Here is a 14,952-nt window from a genome sequence, read left to right on the forward strand (position 1 = left end):
ATAAGGATCGTTGTGATCGCTCCAGACGGAATATGTCTGGCAATCTGGTAAAACTACTCAAAGGAATACTCCTGACGAGGAGTATTCATATTACTGGCTGTGTTTCGGCACGCTGTTGAGTTCTCAAAGAACACGCGCTCACCGCAGCTCATCTCCGAGGAGAGTCACTTCCGGGGCTGTGTCAGGCTTAAAAGTCTTGTGCCGCACTCCGTTCCGGCTGTGTTTCCCGGCCCGTTCCGTGCTGACATGGAGAAATTTACACGGGCCGTGTACGAGATCCAAATCGGGGGTCACGTACGGCGTAACCGCAGGTCAGACAGTGCGCAGATGGCTCAAACCCGCCAAGATCGACGCATACTGTGACCGGCGCCACGCCAAAGATCTTGTATCCGGTCCTACCGAGGGGCCACGGGCAGGTGCACGGTGACCGAGAGACCACCGGTCGGCACGGCCACTGCCTGCGCAAACCCGCCATGAGCAGCCACCGCGGCGCGCACGATCGAGAGTCCCAGACCCGTGCCGGACTGCGACGTGCGGTCCTTGACCCCGCGGCGGAACGGCTCGAACAGCTCCTCCACGCGGTCTGGCGGGATCAGCTGACCCGACGACGACACCCGCAGCACCGACCACTGCGACCCCGTCTCGACCACGGTCTCGATCCACCCGCCGACGTGGTTGTGCCGGACGGCGTTCTCCAGCAGGTTCCCCGCGATGCGCTCCAGCAGGGCGGGATCCCCGACCGCGAGCGCCGGCACGCACCGGAACACCGTGCGCAGGTTGCGCGCCTCTGCCTCCGCACGCACCGCCTTCCACGCGGACTCGACGACCGCGGACAGGTCGACCGGCTCACGCACCGCGAGACCCACACCGTCCGTGCGCGCGAGCAGCAGCAGCGCCGACACCAACTGCTCGGCACGCTCCCCCGCCGCACGGACGACTCCGGCCATGCGACGCAGTTCTTCGACGTCGGCATCCGGATCGGACAGCGTCACGTCCAGCTCCGTGCGCACGACCGAGAGAGGAGTGCGCAGTTCGTGCGATGCGTTCGCCACGAACCGGCGTTGCGAGTCGAAGGCGGCTTCGAGCCGGTCGAGCATGGAGTCGAACGTGTCCGCGAGCTCCGCGACCTCGTCGCGCGGACCCTCCAGCCGCAACCGCGACGCCCCCAGAGACTCGGCCGACAACTGGCGTGCGGCACCCGTGACGTCGTGCAGCGGTTTCAACACACGGCCCGTGAACGTCCACGCGAGCACGGCAGCGGCCACCACCATGCACGCGAACGCGATGATCCCCGCGCGCAACAGGTCCTGCCGTGCGGCGACGGTCAGCGCGTCGGTCAGCGTCTTCACCGTGACGGTGACACCGTCCACGGTGACCTGGGTGTCGGAGGGGAACGAGGGCGACGAGTCGAAGACCCGCCCGACCAGCGTCCACCCGAGGAAGAGCAGGACAGCACTCACCACCGCGACCAGCGCGGTGGTGAGGAGCGTGATCCGGAGGCGGAGCCCCGGTCCGCGCCTTCGCATAGGTCAGTCCTCAGCGGATCCGTTCGACGCACTCGGCACCCGGTAGCCGGAGCCCACGACGGTGTCGATGATGCCCGGTTCGCCGAGCTTCTTGCGCAACGTCATCACGGTGACGCGCACGGTCGTGGTGAACGGGTCGGCGTTCTCATCCCACACCCGCTCGAGCAGCTCCTCACTGCTGACGACCGACCCCTTGGCCGCGAGCAGCACCTCGAGGACGCCGAACTCCTTGCGCGTCAGCTCGATCGGCTGCCCGCCGCGCGACACGGTGCGCCGCGCCGGGTCCAGCTCGACGTCCTGCGCGGACAGCACGGGCGGCGTCGCCGGCGTCGCGCGCCTGGCCAGCGCCCGCACGCGCGCGACCAGTTCGGGGAACGCGAACGGCTTCGCCAGGTAGTCGTCGGCGCCGAGCGACAGCCCGGACACGCGGTCCTCGATCGAGCCGCTGGCCGTGAGCATCATGACCCTGGTGAGCGCGCCGGAGCTGAGGATCTCCTTGCACAGCTCGTCGCCGGACATCCCCGGCAGGTCGCGGTCGAGCACGACGACGTCGTACCGCGTGACGGTCGACTTCTCGTGCCCGGTCTCGCCGTCGTAGGCGACGTCCACGGCCATGCCCTCGCGCCTCAGGCCGCGAGCGATCGCGTCGGCCAGAGGTGCCTCGTCCTCGACAACCAGAATCCGCACGCCACCAAGGTGCCACATCGACCTGAGACCACGCTTAACGACACCTTCACGCGAGCTGTCGGGGCTGTCCGCGCTGGTGGTGGGCGCGCAGGACGCCGAGCAGGCGGGTCAGCTCCCGCCGGTCCGGTCCGGGCCGCGGCCCGAGCAGCCGGTCCTGCGCCTGGACTGCGTCGCGGTCAGGACCTGCGGGCCGGCCGGTCCACCACGACGGTCGAGGCGGCCTGCAACGCGCGGAGCTCCAGCAACGCCGGGTGCTCCTCCGCCAGCCGTGCCGCGTTGAGCAACGACCGCAGCGCCGCCGTCTCGCCGCGGGCCCGTTCCAGCGCGGCACGTCCCTCGGACGCCGCCACCAGCTCGGCCAGTGCCGCCCGCCGCAGCTCACCCGGCATGACGACGTCGCGGACGGCCACGTCGGACACCGTGATGCCGAGCTCGGCGGCACGGGTGGCCACACCGGCCAGCACCTCGGCGGCGATCGCGTCACGTTCGGCATCGACGGCGGAGTGTGCGCGCGTCAGCACCGCACCGCGCAACGCCAGCTGCACGGCCGTGTAGAGCTCAGCTTCAGGACCGGCCGACGCCACCACGAACGTCGTCGGCGCGGACACGGCCCAACGCACCACCACGGTCACACGGACCAGCACGCCGTCAGAGGTCGGCACGTCCTGTGCGGCCGGGGTCATCGTGCGCGGACGGACGTCGACGCGCTCCACGACAACGTGACGCGGGAACCTGTGCTGACCGGGCTCCACCTCGCCCGCCAGCACACCGCGGTCGAACCGGACTCCCCGCTCCCACGGGAACAACGTGTGCTTCATCGTCTCCACCTCCGTCCAGGCAGACCACGACCCCGGCCGGCGGGGCTCGGAGCGGGAGTCCGGAAGGGACTCGCAGAGCTCGTCGCCCCCGTGTGCGACCGGGGTCGTGGCGTTCAGGATTTGAACCTGGTGCATTGCAGCGCCAAGCGCCTGCCCTGACAGCGGAACCCTGGCGAGGAAGTCCTGCCGGGCCGCCTGAGCGGGCGCGTCGGTTAGGTTAGCCGACCTACTTCTCCGCGGGCGCGTCCATTTCCACGGGCAGGCGCTCCAGCCGGGCGGCCCACTCCGTCACGCGACGGGCCACGTCCTGCGCGGTGATGCCGCACAACGCCAGCACCTCTCCCCGCGAGCCGTGGTCGTGGAACTGCTGTGGCAGAGCGATGTCGCGCAACGGCACGTCGACGTCGGCGTCGCGCAGAGCGGCCGCCAGCGACGAACCGAAGCCGCCGTGCCGGCCGCCGTCCTCGACGGTCACGACGAGCTTGTGCGACGCGGCCATCTCGACGAGGTCGGACGACATCGGGTAGATCCACCGCGGGTCGACGACCGTCACGCCGATGCCCTGGTCCTCCAGCCGCTGCGCGGCTTCGAGCCCGAGCTCGCCCAGCGCGCCGACCGTCACCAGCAGCACGTCGTCGCCCGACCGCCGGAGCACGTCGACGGATCCCACGCGCTCCAACGCCGGCAGGTCGCCGCCCACCGAGGCCTTGGGGTAGCGGATCACGGACGGCGCGTCCGAGATCTCCACCGCCTCGCGCAGCTCCTCGGTCAGCGTCGCGGCGTCCCGCGGCGCCGCCACGTGGACTCCGGGGACGACGCCGAGGATCGACATGTCCCACATGCCGTGGTGCGACGCGCCGTCCGGGCCGGTGACGCCGGCGCGGTCCAGCACGACCGTGACGCCCTGCTTGTGCAGCGCCACGTCCATGAGCAGCTGGTCGAACGCCCGGTTGAGGAACGTCGCGTAGACGGCCACGACCGGGTGCAGACCTCCGATGGCCAGACCGGCGGCGGAGGTCAGCGCGTGCTGCTCGGCGATGCCGACGTCGAAGAACCGCTCGGGGAACGCCTTGGCGAACGCGTCCAGGCCCGTCGGGCCCTGCATCGCGGCGGTGATCGCCACGACGTCGGAGCGCTCGCGGCCGATCTCCACCAGCGAGTCGGAGAACACGTGCGTCCAGGTGCGGCTGGACGGCTTCAGGTCCTCGCCGGTGATCGGATCGATGACGCCGGTGGCGTGCATCTGGTCGGCCTCGTGGTTCTCGGCCGGCGCGAAGCCCATGCCCTTGCGGGTCACGGCGTGCACGATCACCGGGCCGCCGAACGACTTCGCGCGCTGCAGAGCGGACTCCAGCGTCGAGATGTCGTGGCCGTCGACCGGGCCGATGTACTTGAGACCGAGGTCCTCGAACATCGCCTGCGGCGCCAGCGCGTCCTTGATGCCGCGCTTGGCGGCGTGCAGGGCGGCGTAGAGCGGCTTGCCGAAGATCGGCGTCTGCTGCAGGGCGCTCTTGCCCTTCTCCAGCACCCGTTCGTAGCCGGGGCGCAGGCGCAGCGACGACAGGTGGTCCGCGAGACCGCCGATGGTCGGCGAGTACGAGCGGCCGTTGTCGTTGACGACGATCACGACCGGGCGGGTGCTGTCCGCCGCGATGTTGTTCAGCGCCTCCCAGCACATGCCGCCGGTCAGCGCGCCGTCGCCGACGACCGCGACCACGTGGCCGTGGGCGCCGTTGATCTGCTTCGCCTTCGCCAGGCCGTCGGCGTACGACAGCGCCGTCGAGGCGTGCGAGCTCTCCTGCACGTCGTGCTCGGACTCCGACCGCGACGGGTAGCCCGACATGCCGCCCTGCTGGCGCAGCCGGTCGAAGCCGTCGCGGCGGCCCGTGACGATCTTGTGCACGTACGACTGGTGACCGGTGTCGAAGACGATCGGGTCCTGCGGCGAGTCGAAGACGCGGTGCAGCGCCACGGTCAGCTCGACGACACCCAGGTTCGGGCCCAGGTGCCCGCCCGTCTTGGACACCTTGTCGACCAGGAAACGCCGGATCTCCCCGCACAGCTGCGACAGCTGCGCCTCGTCCATCCGTTTCAGATCAGCTGGTCCGTGCACGGACTCCAGCAGGGTCACCACGCCCACCTCACTCCTGAAGACTGCGGCTCAGTCTACGGAGACTCGACTGAGACGCATGGTCAGCGCGTCTCAGGTACCAGCAGCGCGACGCACTCGACGTGGTGGGTCATCGGGAACGCGTCGAACGCGCGAAGATCAGCCAGCCGGTACCCCTGAGCAGTGAATTCCGCCAGGTCACGCGCCAGGGCTGCTGGGTCACAGGCGACGTAGACGACCCGCTGGGGGCGGCGCCGTGCGACTTCAGCCACAACGACCTTGCCCGCACCCTTGCGAGGGGGGTCCAGCACGACCACATGCGGGTCCTCGACGGGCAGCCGGCGCGTCACGGCGCGCTCCACCTTGTCGGCCACGAACTCGACCTGGGTCATGCGGCGGAGGTTGCGCCGGCCGTCTTCCACGGCACCGGGGAAGGACTCCACGACCAGCACGGACCCGGTCTCGCCGACCTGCCGGCCGAGCACCGACGCGAACAGTCCCGCGCCGCCGTAGAGGTCCCACGCGCGCTGGCCCGGCCCGGCGGCCGCCCACTCCCCCACGACGGACGCGAACGTGTCCGCGGCCGCGGGGTGGATCTGCCAGAACCCGTCGGCGGAAACTCGCCACTTTCGTTGGGCGGCGGTCTCGACGGCCGTACCGGTTCCGGCGCGTCGCACGGTGTGTCGGCCGCGCACCTCACCCACATGACGGTTGCCGTCACCGTCCTGGACGATCGTGAGCTCCTGAGCCCGCCACTTCCTGTCGGCCACCGCCTCGACCATGCCCGGCCGGCTGATCACGCAGTGGTCGACGGGGATCACATCGTGGGAACGCAGGCCGCGGAACCCCGGCCTCCCGTCGCGGTCGACGGCCATCCGGATCCGCGTCCGCCACTCCAGCGGGCCGCCCGGCAGCGCCTCCACGACGACGTCCCGCTCGATCTTGGCGAGGCGCGCCAGCTGCTCGCGGACCACGTGGGCCTTGAGCTCGCGCTGCGCGTCCCACGCCACGTGCTGGAAGTCGCAGCCGCCGCACATCCCCGGTCCGCTGAACGGGCACGGCGCCTCGACGCGGTCCGGTGACGGCGTGAGGATCTCCACGGCGTCCGCACGGCAGAACGACCCGCCGTTGTCCTCGTACACCGACGCCACGACGCGTTCGCCAGGCAGTGCGTGGCGCACGAACAGGACGCGCCCCTCGTGCCGTGCGACGAAGTGCCCGCCGTGAGCGACGGGTCCTACCTCCACCTCGAACGTCGATCCGGTCCAGTCTTCCTTGGCCGAGCTCATCGGTCGTCAAGTCCCCTTCGGACAGCGCCGGGCGCGATGACGTCCTTGTCCTTGACCTTCACCGAGGACTCGAGCTGCCAGGGCACGCTCGTCACCATCACTCCCGGCTGGAACAGCAGCCTTCCCTTGAGCCGCAACGCGCTCTGGTTGTGCAGCAGCTGCTCCCACCAGTGGCCGACGACGTACTCGGGGATGAACACCGTAACAACGTCGCGCGGGTTGTCCGACTTGACTCTCTTGACGTAGTCGAGGACGGGCCGGGTGATCTCGCGGTAGGGCGACTCGATGACCTTGAGCGGGATCTTGAAGTTCTCCTTCTCCCACTCGAGCACGAGCCTGCGGGTGTCGCCGTCGTCGACGTTGACCGTGACGGCCTCCAGCACGTCCGGACGCGTGGCCTTGGCGTAGGACAGCGCGCGCAGCGTCGGCATGTGGAGTTTCGAGACGAGCACCATCGCGTGGTTGCGCGCCGGCATCGTGCGGACGCGCTCCTGCTTGCGCAGCTCCTCGGCGACGGTGTCGTAGTGCTTGCGGATGGCGGTCATCAAGGCGTAGATGGCGGCCATCGCGGCGATGGCGATCCACGCGCCCTTGGTGAACTTCGTGATGAGCACGATGATCAGCACGGTCGCCGTCAGCGCGAGACCGAAGGTGTTGATCATCTGCGAACGGCGCATCCGGGTGCGCGCCTGGGCGTCGGTCTCGGTCTTGAGCAGCCGCTGCCAGTGCTTGATCATGCCGAGCTGGCTGAGCGTGAACGACACGAACACGCCCACGATGTAGAGCTGGATCAGCCGGGTGACCTCGGCGTCGAACGCGATCACCAGCACGACCGCGAACCCGGCGAGGAACAGGATGCCGTTGGAGAACGCCAGCCGGTCGCCGCGGGTGTGCAGCTGGCGCGGCAGGTAGCGGTCCTGCGCGAGGATCGAGCCGAGCACCGGGAAGCCGTTGAACGCGGTGTTCGCGGCGAGCACCAGGATGAGCGCGGTGACGCCCGCGATGAAGAAGAAGCCGGGCGGGAAGTTGTCGAAGACGGCGTGGGCGATCTGCGCGACCATCGTCTTCTGCTCGTAGCCCGCCGGGGCGTTCGTGATCTGCTGGGCGGGGTACTCGGCGATCCGCACGTCGGTGAGCTGGGCGAGGATGATCAGGCCCATCAGCATGACCACCGAGATGGTGCCCATCAGCAGCAACGTGGTCGCGGCGTTGCGGGACTTGGGTTTGCGGAACGCGGGCACGCCGTTGCTGATCGCCTCGACACCGGTCAGCGCGGCGCAGCCGGAGGAGAACGCGCGCAGCACCAGGAACACGAACGCGAGTCCCATCAGGTGGTCGGACTCGGCGTGGATCTCGAGGCCCGAGCTCTCCGCGCGCATCTCGTCGCCCAGGACGAACCCGCGGAACAGGCCGTAGCCGATCAGGCCGAAGACGCCGATCATGAACGCGTAGACCGGGACGGCGAACGCGCTGCCGGACTCGCGGATGCCGCGCAGGTTCACCGCCGTCAGCAGCACGATGGCGGTGACCGCGAACTCCGCCTTGTGCGTCGCGACGAACGGGATCGCCGAGCCGATGTTGGCCATCGCCGCCGAGATCGACACCGCGACCGTGAGGATGTAGTCGACGAGCAGGGCGCTCGCCACCGTGAGCCCCGCCCTGCGCCCCAGGTTGACCGTCGCGACCTCGTAGTCACCGCCGCCGGACGGGTAGGCGTGCACGTTCTGCCGGTAGCTGGCGACCACCGTCAGCATGACCACGACGACGGCGACGCCCACCCACGGCGCCAGCGCGTAGGCGCTCAGACCCGCCACCGACAGCATCAGGAAGATCTCCTCCGGCGCGTACGCGACCGACGACATGGCGTCGGAGGCGAAGACCGGCAAGGCGATGCGTTTGGGCAGCAGGGTGTGCGCGAGGCGATCGCTGCGGAACGGCCGTCCGACCAGGAGGCGTTTGGCAGCGGTGGCGAGCTTGGACACGGCCAGAGCGTAAGGGGTCCGCTCACCGGGACGGGCTAATGCTCGGTAGGTTCTGCCCAGAGTTCGCCTGAGGAGGCATGTCGTGCACGTGGTGATCATGGGGTGTGGCCGGGTGGGGGCCTCCCTGGCCAGGGCCTTGGAGCGGCTCGACCACCAGGTCGCCGTGATCGACAAGGATTCGCAGTCGTTCCGCAGGCTGGGCAGCGACTTCCACGGCCAGCAGGTCGTCGGCAACGGGTTCGACCGCAATGTCCTGATCGAGGCGGGGGTCGAGCGCGCCGGAGCGTTCGCCGCGGTCTCCAGCGGCGACAACTCCAACATCATCTCGGCGCGGGTCGCGCGGGAGACGTTCGGCGTCGAGCACGTCGTCGCCCGCATCTACGACCACAAGCGCGCCGCCGTGTACGAACGCCTGGGCATCCCGACGGTGGCGACCGTGCCGTGGTCGACCGACCGGTTCCTGCGGATGCTGCTGCCCGAGGGCGCGGCGACCGCCTGGCGCGACCCGTCCGGCACCGTGGCGGTGCTGCCGATCGAGGTCGCCGAGTCGTGGGTCGGCCGGCCGGTGCGCGAGCTCGAAGAGGCGATCCGCGCGCGCGTGGCTTTCATCATGCGCTTCGGCACCGGCGTGCTGCCGGAGCACTCGACCGTCGTGCAGGCCGACGACACCATCTACGTGGCGGCGCTGTCCGGCACGATCACCGACGTCGCGACCGCGGCGCAGCAGGCACCGGAGGAGAGCTGATGCGGGTCGCGATCGCTGGCGCGGGCGCGGTGGGGCGCTCCATCGCGCAGGAGCTCGTCTCCGACGGCCACCAGGTGATGCTGATCGAGCGGGACCGGGCGCACTTCGACCCGAACTCCGTCGAGCAGGCCGAGTGGGTGCAGGCCGACGCGTGCGAGCTGTCCTCCTTGGAGGACGCGGGCATGCAGCTGTGCGACGTGGTGATCGCCGCGACCGGTGACGACAAGGTCAACCTCGTGGTGTCGCTGCTGGCCAAGACCGAGTTCGCGGTCCGCCGCGTCGTCGCGCGCGTGAACGACCCCACGAACGAATGGCTGTTCACCGAGTCGTGGGGCGTCGACGTCGCCGTGTCGACGCCACGACTGCTGGCGGCCATGGTCGAGGAGTCCGTGACGATCGGCGACGTCGTGCGGCTGCTGACGTTGCGGCAGGGCCAGGCGAACCTCGTGGAGATCACGCTCGACGAGTCGACGCCGTTCGCCGGCCGGGCCGTGTCCGAGCTGACGCTGCCGCGCGACGCGGCGCTGGTGACGATCCTGCGCGGCGGGCGGGTCATCGTGCCGCAGCCGGACGACACCCTGGAGGCCGACGACGAGCTGCTGTTCGTCACGACGGCCGCGGTCGAGCAGGACATCAAGAGGGCACTGGGTTACTAGCGCGCTTTCGTTGGCGCTGCGGTACTTCCTGCCCCACCACGTGACACGGCCGGTGCCCCCGAGGGGACACCGGCCGTCGTCGCGGTCAGCGGGTCAGTCTCGTGACGACCGGTCGCGCGCCTTCTGGCGGGCGTCGTCGTCGACCGAGCGCTGGAGCTCGTCCATGTCCGGCGTGAGCAGGTCGTCGGTCGTGCGGGCGAGCACGTCCTCCACCTCGGCCTCGGACGCCTCCTTCGCCGCCGCGGCCTCCTCGGCGGCCTTGAGGCGCTTGTCCGCGCGGCGGACCGCCCAGACGGTGGCGAGCAGGGCGATGGCCATCAGCGGGTAGCCCATCGCGAGGCGGGCCACGGCGAGCCAGCCGACCTGGTCCTCGTCGTAGAGCCAGCGCTGCACCACGAAGCGGGCGAAGAAGACGAGGGCCCACACGAAGGTCGCGATGTCGTAGTCGCGGACCGTGGCCTTGTCGTCGCGCCAGGAGCGGTCGCGGCCGTTGAGGAACGTCCAGATCACGCCGGCGAGCGGCCAGCGCACGATGATCGACAGCAGGAACGCGCTGCCGTACACGACGCTCTGCCAGATGCCGAAGAGGAAGAAGCCCTTGGCCTCGCCCGTCTTGTAGGCGATGAACGCGGCGATGCCCACGCCGAAGACGGCGGAGATCGCGGGCTGGATCGTTCCCTTGCGGACGGCCAGGACGACGCCGATGACGACGGCGGCGGCCAGTGAGCTGATGATCGCCGCCATGAGGTTCTTGGTGGCGAAGTTGACGATCACGAAGACGAGCACGGGCAGCGACGAGTAGAGCATTCCGCTCACGCCGCCCATCTGCTCGAGGACGGTGGGCTGCTTTTCTTCGGTCTCAGCTGAGGTCATGAAGCGTTCTGCAACTCGTAATAGGGGTTGTAGAGCACCTTGCGCCCGTCGCGCACGGCGATGCGGCCCCGGGCCTTGATCGTGCGACCAGGCTCGATACCCGCGATGCGACGGCGGCCGAGCCAGACGAGGGTGACGCCCTCGGTGCCGTCGTAGAGCTCCGCTTCCAGCGTGGCGGCCGCGTCGCGCGGGCAGAGCTCCACGCTGCGGAGCCTGCCGAGGACGGTGACCTCCTCGCCGGACCTGCAGTCGCACGCCTTCATCGCGCCGACGGCCTCCGCTTTCCGCGACAGGTCGTCCGCGTCGAGCTCGGCCACGTCGCTGGTCAAGCGACGCACCAAGCGGTGCCAATAGCCGCCCATCCCCGACTCCTGCAGTGCTCTGGTGGCCCAGTGGTGTGGACCGTCTGACAGTGAGGGTACGCAGGAGGCCGGACAATCTCGGGCGTGCCTTCCGAGACCGTCGTCCTGCTGCCCGGAACCGCCTCCGACGAGGTGTTTGTCCGAACCGTGTTCGCCGAGCCGTTGTCGCAGGTCGGCGCGGTTCTCGTCGCTCCGCGGGTCCGCACTCTGTGTGAACGGTTGACGGCACTCGACAACGCCTCCGCAGGCCACCCGATCGTGGTGGGCGGCGTCTCCCTCGGAGCGCACGTCGCCGCGCTCTGGGCGGTGCGGAACCCGGACAGGTGCGCGGGTCTGGTGCTCGCACTGCCGGCCTGGACCGGTGCCGCCGACGGCGCTCCCGCGGCACTCGCGGCCAAGGCGAGTGCACGGGTCGTGGCGGACCGGGGACTGGACGCGGCACTCGCGGGCACGACCGGCTGGTTGCACGACGAGCTCACGCGGGCGTGGCACGGCTACGGCGACGAGCTCGTGCCGCACTTCGAGGAGGCGGCCGAGTCGGTGGCGCCGACGCTGGACGAGCTGAGGTCGCTGACGGTGCCGGCCGGGATCGTCGGGTGCACCGACGATCCGGTGCACCCGGTCGACGTCGCCCGGAAGTGGGCGGAAGCGATCCCCGGGGCCGTGCTCACGACGACGACGTTGGACGCCTACCCGCGCGCACTGGGCGACGCGGTGCAGGCGTGGCAACGGGCGAAGGGCTAGCCCTGCTGCTGGATGTGCCGGGCGATCGCCTCCGGCAGCTCGACCGGCAGCGGGGTGCGGGGCGGCATCGGCTGCTCGCCGCGCACGACCACCGTGCCGCGCAGCATCTCGCGCAGCGCCTCGGAGTTCTGCGCGAAGTGCTCCTCGGGACCGGCAGCCACACCGCGCAGCATCCAGCGCGGACCGTCGACGCCGACGAAGAGGATCTGCACGCCCTGGTTGCGCGCCGTGATCTCCTCGCCCCACTCGCCGTTCTCGCGGTTGATGCGGGCGCCGTCCTCCTTCAGGCCCTGGATCAGCTCGGCGCCGACCTCCTTCCAGAGGCCGCCCGACTTGGGCGCGGCGAACGCGCTGACCGTCAGCTGGCCGACGGACGTGAGGACGTGCACCGCGCGCACGGACCCGTTCTGCTGGTCCATCTCGACCTGCAGCTGGGCCTCGTCCGGCATCGGCAGCAGCACCGATCCCAGGTCGAGCCGCTGCACGTCGTCACGGGGCGCCACGGTCGAGTCCCACGGGCCTTCGACGTCGTCGAAGTCCTCGTCGTGCTCAGGACCGGTCTCGACCGCTCCCGAGGTGTGACGACCGCGCTTGCGGCGCCTTCCGAACATGCCCTACCCCTCTGCATTCGTACGGGCGAGCACCTCGTGCCCGCCGGTCGAGCCGTAGCCTCCCGCACCGCGCTCCGTTTCCGGCAGCTCGGTGACCTCGCGGAACACCGCGTGCTCGACGCGTTGCACGACGAGCTGGGCGATCCGGTCGCCGCGCAGCAGCGCGATCGGCTCACGGAGATCATGGTTCACGAGGCAAACGCGGATCTCACCGCGGTAGCCGGAGTCGATCGTGCCGGGCGTGTTGACCACGCTCAGCCCTGCCCGCGCGGCCAGTCCCGACCTGGGGTGCACGAAGCCCGCGAACCCCTCGGGCAGCGCGATCGCGACACCGGTGCCGACGACGACGCGCTCGCCTGGTGGAATGACCACGTCCGACGTGGTGACCAGATCGGCGCCCGCGTCGCCGGGACGGGCGTAGGCGGGCACGGGAACCCCCGGATCGAGCCGGGTCAGCAACACCTCGACGCTGGACACGGCGGCCGAGATTACCCTGACGACGTGAGTGAGACTGCCGTGACCGCCACTACGACCTACCGCGAGCGCCTGTACGTGACGTGGTGGTTCTGGCCCCTGCCGCTGCTCGCGGCCGCGTTGCTGGCCGCCGAGATCCACATGGGCTTCCCCGGTGTGCGGTCCTGGCTGCCGTACGTGGTCCTGCTGCCGCTGACGGTCCTGCTGATCGTGCGGCTGGGCTCGACGAAGGTCGAGGTGGCCGGCGGTGAGCTGCGGGCGGGCGAGGCGCACATCCCCCTCGAGCTGCTCGGCGAGGCCGAGATCGTCGCCCCCGAGCACAAGCGCAGGACGATGGGCCCCGAGCTGGACCCGGCGGCGTACGTCGTGCACCGCGGCTGGGTCAAGCCGCTCGTGCGGGTGCGGGTGGACGACCCGGAGGACCCGACCCCCTACTGGGTGATCAGCACGCGGCACCCGGAAGAGCTCGTCGCCGCGATCAGGGCCTGAGAGAACACAACTGGGCGCCACCCGAGAGGGTGAGCGCCCAGTGGTTTCCCTGGGAGGACTGTCAGGCGCAGTCGCGGCAGATGTACACGCCGCCGTTGTCCTCGGCGAGCCTGCTGCGGTGGTGCACCAGGAAGCACTTCGAGCACGTGAACTCGTCGGCCTGCTTGGGCAGCACCTTGAAGGTGAGCTCCTCGCCGGACAGATCGGCGCCGGGCAGCTCGAAGTTCTCCGCGCTCGCGTCCTCGTCGACGTCGACGACGCCGGACTGCGTCTCGTTCCGCCGGGCCTTCAACTCCTCGAGGGAGTCCTCAGCGAGTTCGTCCGCCTCGCTGCGACGCGGCGCGTCGTAGTCGGTCGCCATCTTCTTCACCCCTGCGGTCTACGGAGACTGTTCGTGTCGCTGGTTAACGCTCCAGCGCCCTCTTTTGTGCCCCACGTCAAGGTGACGTAGGTCTCCCGCACCCAGAGCCAAGCCAACCCCCTCGACGTGACCGTCGGCTTGATCAATATGTGTGCGGAGCGCGCGAAGGGTAGCTCATTGGCCGAGTGCGCCCACATCGGGTTACCCCTTACCGACCGGACGGGTGACACAACCTTTCTACGCTGGACCGATACCCTGTGCGGGAGCACGTTCATCTCGGCGTGCACCGTGGCGCCGAGCCGGTACCGTCCTGACTGTGAGCAATCGGGCCGGTGCAGCGGGTCACGCACGCCGGAGCGCGCGGCAGCCGGGCAGGGCCTAGGCTGATCACAGGGGACGGATCACGGGGAGGGCTTCGAACGTGGGATCCGCATCGGGGAGCTTGACGCCTTACAAGAGGCGTCGGCCCGTGCCCGCGCTCGTCCTGTTCGCGGTGCTGTTGGTCAGCTCCGTGTTCGTCTGGGTGAAGGTGCTCGGCAGCGCGGGCGACGTGGACGCGGCCATCAGGTGCAACGCGCCGGGCGGTGTGACGGCGTCGGTCACCGCGGGAGCCGATCCCGCCGCCCCGTCGACGGCTCCGCCGCCGCCGCTGGGCACCGTGCTGGAGCACGACGCGCTCGACCGCACCACGCCGGTGCCGGTCGGCGAGGTCAACTTCAAGGTCGTCAACGCCTCGACGCAGCGCAACCACGCCAAGACCGTGGCCACGCAGCTCACCGAGCTCGGCCTCAAGCAGGCGGCCGACCCCGGCAACGACCCGATCTACCCGGCCGGTGACATGACCTGCCGCGGCCAGCTCCGCTTCGGCGCGCCCGGCGCGCAGGCGGCCAGGACGCTGTCCCTGCTGGAGCCGTGCCTGGAGCTCGTGCGCGACGACCGCCAGGACGCCACCGTCGACGTCGCCGTCGGCAAGAAGTTCGACGAGGTCAAGCCGAACGGCAACGCCCGCAAGGTGCTCGACCAGCTCACCGAGTGGGCGGCGCAGCAGCCGGAGCAGCAGGGAGGCCAGGTGGCCGCGGCCACCCCGCCGACGCTGAACCCGGACAACCTGGCCGGCGCGCGCGACGTGACCTGCTGACCTCTCCTCGTCTCACGAAGAAGGCCCCCGCCTCGGCGGGGGCCTTCTTCGTTGTGGCCGCGCATCTCGTCAACGTGGACCGAGGTG

General features: G+C 70.0%; 16 protein-coding genes. 5 read left to right on the top strand and 11 right to left on the bottom strand.

Features of this window, described 5'->3' with window-relative positions:
• Positions 1-395: 395 nt before the first annotated feature.
• The 6 genes from VF330_RS24630 to VF330_RS24655 form a co-directional block, all read right to left on the bottom strand.
• A complete protein-coding gene (locus VF330_RS24630; RefSeq protein ID WP_330854038.1) occupies positions 396-1,526 on the bottom strand; it encodes a HAMP domain-containing sensor histidine kinase in 1,131 nt (376 codons plus the stop codon).
• Positions 1,527-1,529: 3 nt separating this feature from the next.
• On the bottom strand, positions 1,530-2,213 hold the full coding sequence (locus VF330_RS24635) for a response regulator transcription factor (RefSeq protein WP_330854039.1): 684 nt from the start codon (positions 2,211-2,213) through the stop codon (positions 1,530-1,532).
• 176 nt (positions 2,214-2,389) lie between these two features.
• Positions 2,390-3,031 (bottom strand): slipin family protein, encoded by a 642-nt coding sequence (locus tag VF330_RS24640; protein ID WP_330854040.1) that lies wholly within the window; start codon positions 3,029-3,031, stop codon positions 2,390-2,392.
• 226 nt (positions 3,032-3,257) lie between these two features.
• Positions 3,258-5,162, bottom strand: a complete 1,905-nt coding sequence (dxs, locus tag VF330_RS24645; protein ID WP_330854041.1) for a 1-deoxy-D-xylulose-5-phosphate synthase — start codon at positions 5,160-5,162, stop codon at positions 3,258-3,260.
• Positions 5,163-5,224: 62 nt separating this feature from the next.
• On the bottom strand, positions 5,225-6,430 hold the full coding sequence (locus tag VF330_RS24650; protein WP_330854042.1) for a class I SAM-dependent RNA methyltransferase: 1,206 nt from the start codon (positions 6,428-6,430) through the stop codon (positions 5,225-5,227).
• Positions 6,427-8,412 carry an APC family permease gene (locus tag VF330_RS24655; RefSeq protein WP_330854043.1) on the bottom strand — a complete coding sequence of 662 codons (1,986 nt, stop codon included), beginning with the start codon at positions 8,410-8,412 and terminating at the stop codon, positions 6,427-6,429. The genes VF330_RS24650 and VF330_RS24655 overlap by 4 nt, the downstream gene beginning before the upstream one ends.
• Before the next feature lie 82 nt (positions 8,413-8,494).
• Here VF330_RS24655 and VF330_RS24660 point away from each other — a divergent pair, with 82 nt between their 5' ends.
• Together VF330_RS24660 and VF330_RS24665 are read left to right on the top strand one after the other, a co-directional pair.
• Entirely contained in the window at positions 8,495-9,157 is a 663-nt protein-coding gene (locus tag VF330_RS24660) for a TrkA family potassium uptake protein (RefSeq protein WP_330854044.1), read from the top strand.
• A complete protein-coding gene (locus VF330_RS24665) occupies positions 9,157-9,813 on the top strand; it encodes a TrkA family potassium uptake protein (protein WP_330854045.1) in 657 nt (218 codons plus the stop codon). Before VF330_RS24660 ends, VF330_RS24665 begins: the two co-directional genes overlap by 1 nt.
• A 93-nt stretch (positions 9,814-9,906) precedes the next feature.
• Here VF330_RS24665 and VF330_RS24670 read toward each other — a convergent pair whose 3' ends face one another.
• Entirely contained in the window at positions 9,907-10,686 is a 780-nt protein-coding gene (locus tag VF330_RS24670; RefSeq protein WP_330854046.1) for a DUF3159 domain-containing protein, read from the bottom strand.
• Positions 10,683-11,048, bottom strand: a complete 366-nt coding sequence (locus VF330_RS24675) for an OB-fold nucleic acid binding domain-containing protein (RefSeq protein ID WP_330854047.1) — start codon at positions 11,046-11,048, stop codon at positions 10,683-10,685. Before VF330_RS24675 ends, VF330_RS24670 begins: the two co-directional genes overlap by 4 nt.
• Before the next feature lie 84 nt (positions 11,049-11,132).
• Between VF330_RS24675 and VF330_RS24680 the strand changes: the two genes are divergently transcribed.
• Positions 11,133-11,792, top strand: a complete 660-nt coding sequence (locus VF330_RS24680) for an alpha/beta hydrolase (RefSeq protein ID WP_330854048.1) — start codon at positions 11,133-11,135, stop codon at positions 11,790-11,792.
• Here the strand turns inward: VF330_RS24680 and VF330_RS24685 are convergent.
• The gene (locus VF330_RS24685) at positions 11,789-12,403 is read right to left on the bottom strand and encodes a DUF3710 domain-containing protein (protein ID WP_330854049.1); all 615 of its coding nucleotides are present in this window, start codon (positions 12,401-12,403) and stop codon (positions 11,789-11,791) included. The two genes, VF330_RS24680 and VF330_RS24685, sit on opposite strands and share 4 nt — an antisense overlap.
• A 3-nt stretch (positions 12,404-12,406) precedes the next feature.
• Positions 12,407-12,880: a dUTP diphosphatase gene (gene dut / locus VF330_RS24690; protein ID WP_330854050.1), complete on the bottom strand. Its 474-nt coding sequence runs from the start codon at positions 12,878-12,880 to the stop codon at positions 12,407-12,409.
• A 24-nt stretch (positions 12,881-12,904) separates the two neighbouring features.
• Between dut and VF330_RS24695 the strand changes: the two genes are divergently transcribed.
• The gene (locus VF330_RS24695) at positions 12,905-13,366 is read left to right on the top strand and encodes a DUF3093 domain-containing protein (RefSeq protein ID WP_330854051.1); all 462 of its coding nucleotides are present in this window, start codon (positions 12,905-12,907) and stop codon (positions 13,364-13,366) included.
• A gap of 61 nt (positions 13,367-13,427) precedes the next feature.
• Here VF330_RS24695 and VF330_RS24700 read toward each other — a convergent pair whose 3' ends face one another.
• Positions 13,428-13,727 carry a DUF4193 domain-containing protein gene (locus VF330_RS24700; RefSeq protein WP_086667480.1) on the bottom strand — a complete coding sequence of 100 codons (300 nt, stop codon included), beginning with the start codon at positions 13,725-13,727 and terminating at the stop codon, positions 13,428-13,430.
• A gap of 421 nt (positions 13,728-14,148) precedes the next feature.
• Here VF330_RS24700 and cei point away from each other — a divergent pair, with 421 nt between their 5' ends.
• Positions 14,149-14,865, top strand: coding sequence for an envelope integrity protein Cei (cei, locus tag VF330_RS24705; RefSeq protein ID WP_330854052.1), 717 nt, complete (start codon positions 14,149-14,151; stop codon positions 14,863-14,865).
• Positions 14,866-14,952: the final 87 nt, after the last annotated feature.

This window comes from Lentzea sp. (assembly GCF_036380075.1).
Classification (GTDB): domain Bacteria; phylum Actinomycetota; class Actinomycetes; order Mycobacteriales; family Pseudonocardiaceae; genus Lentzea.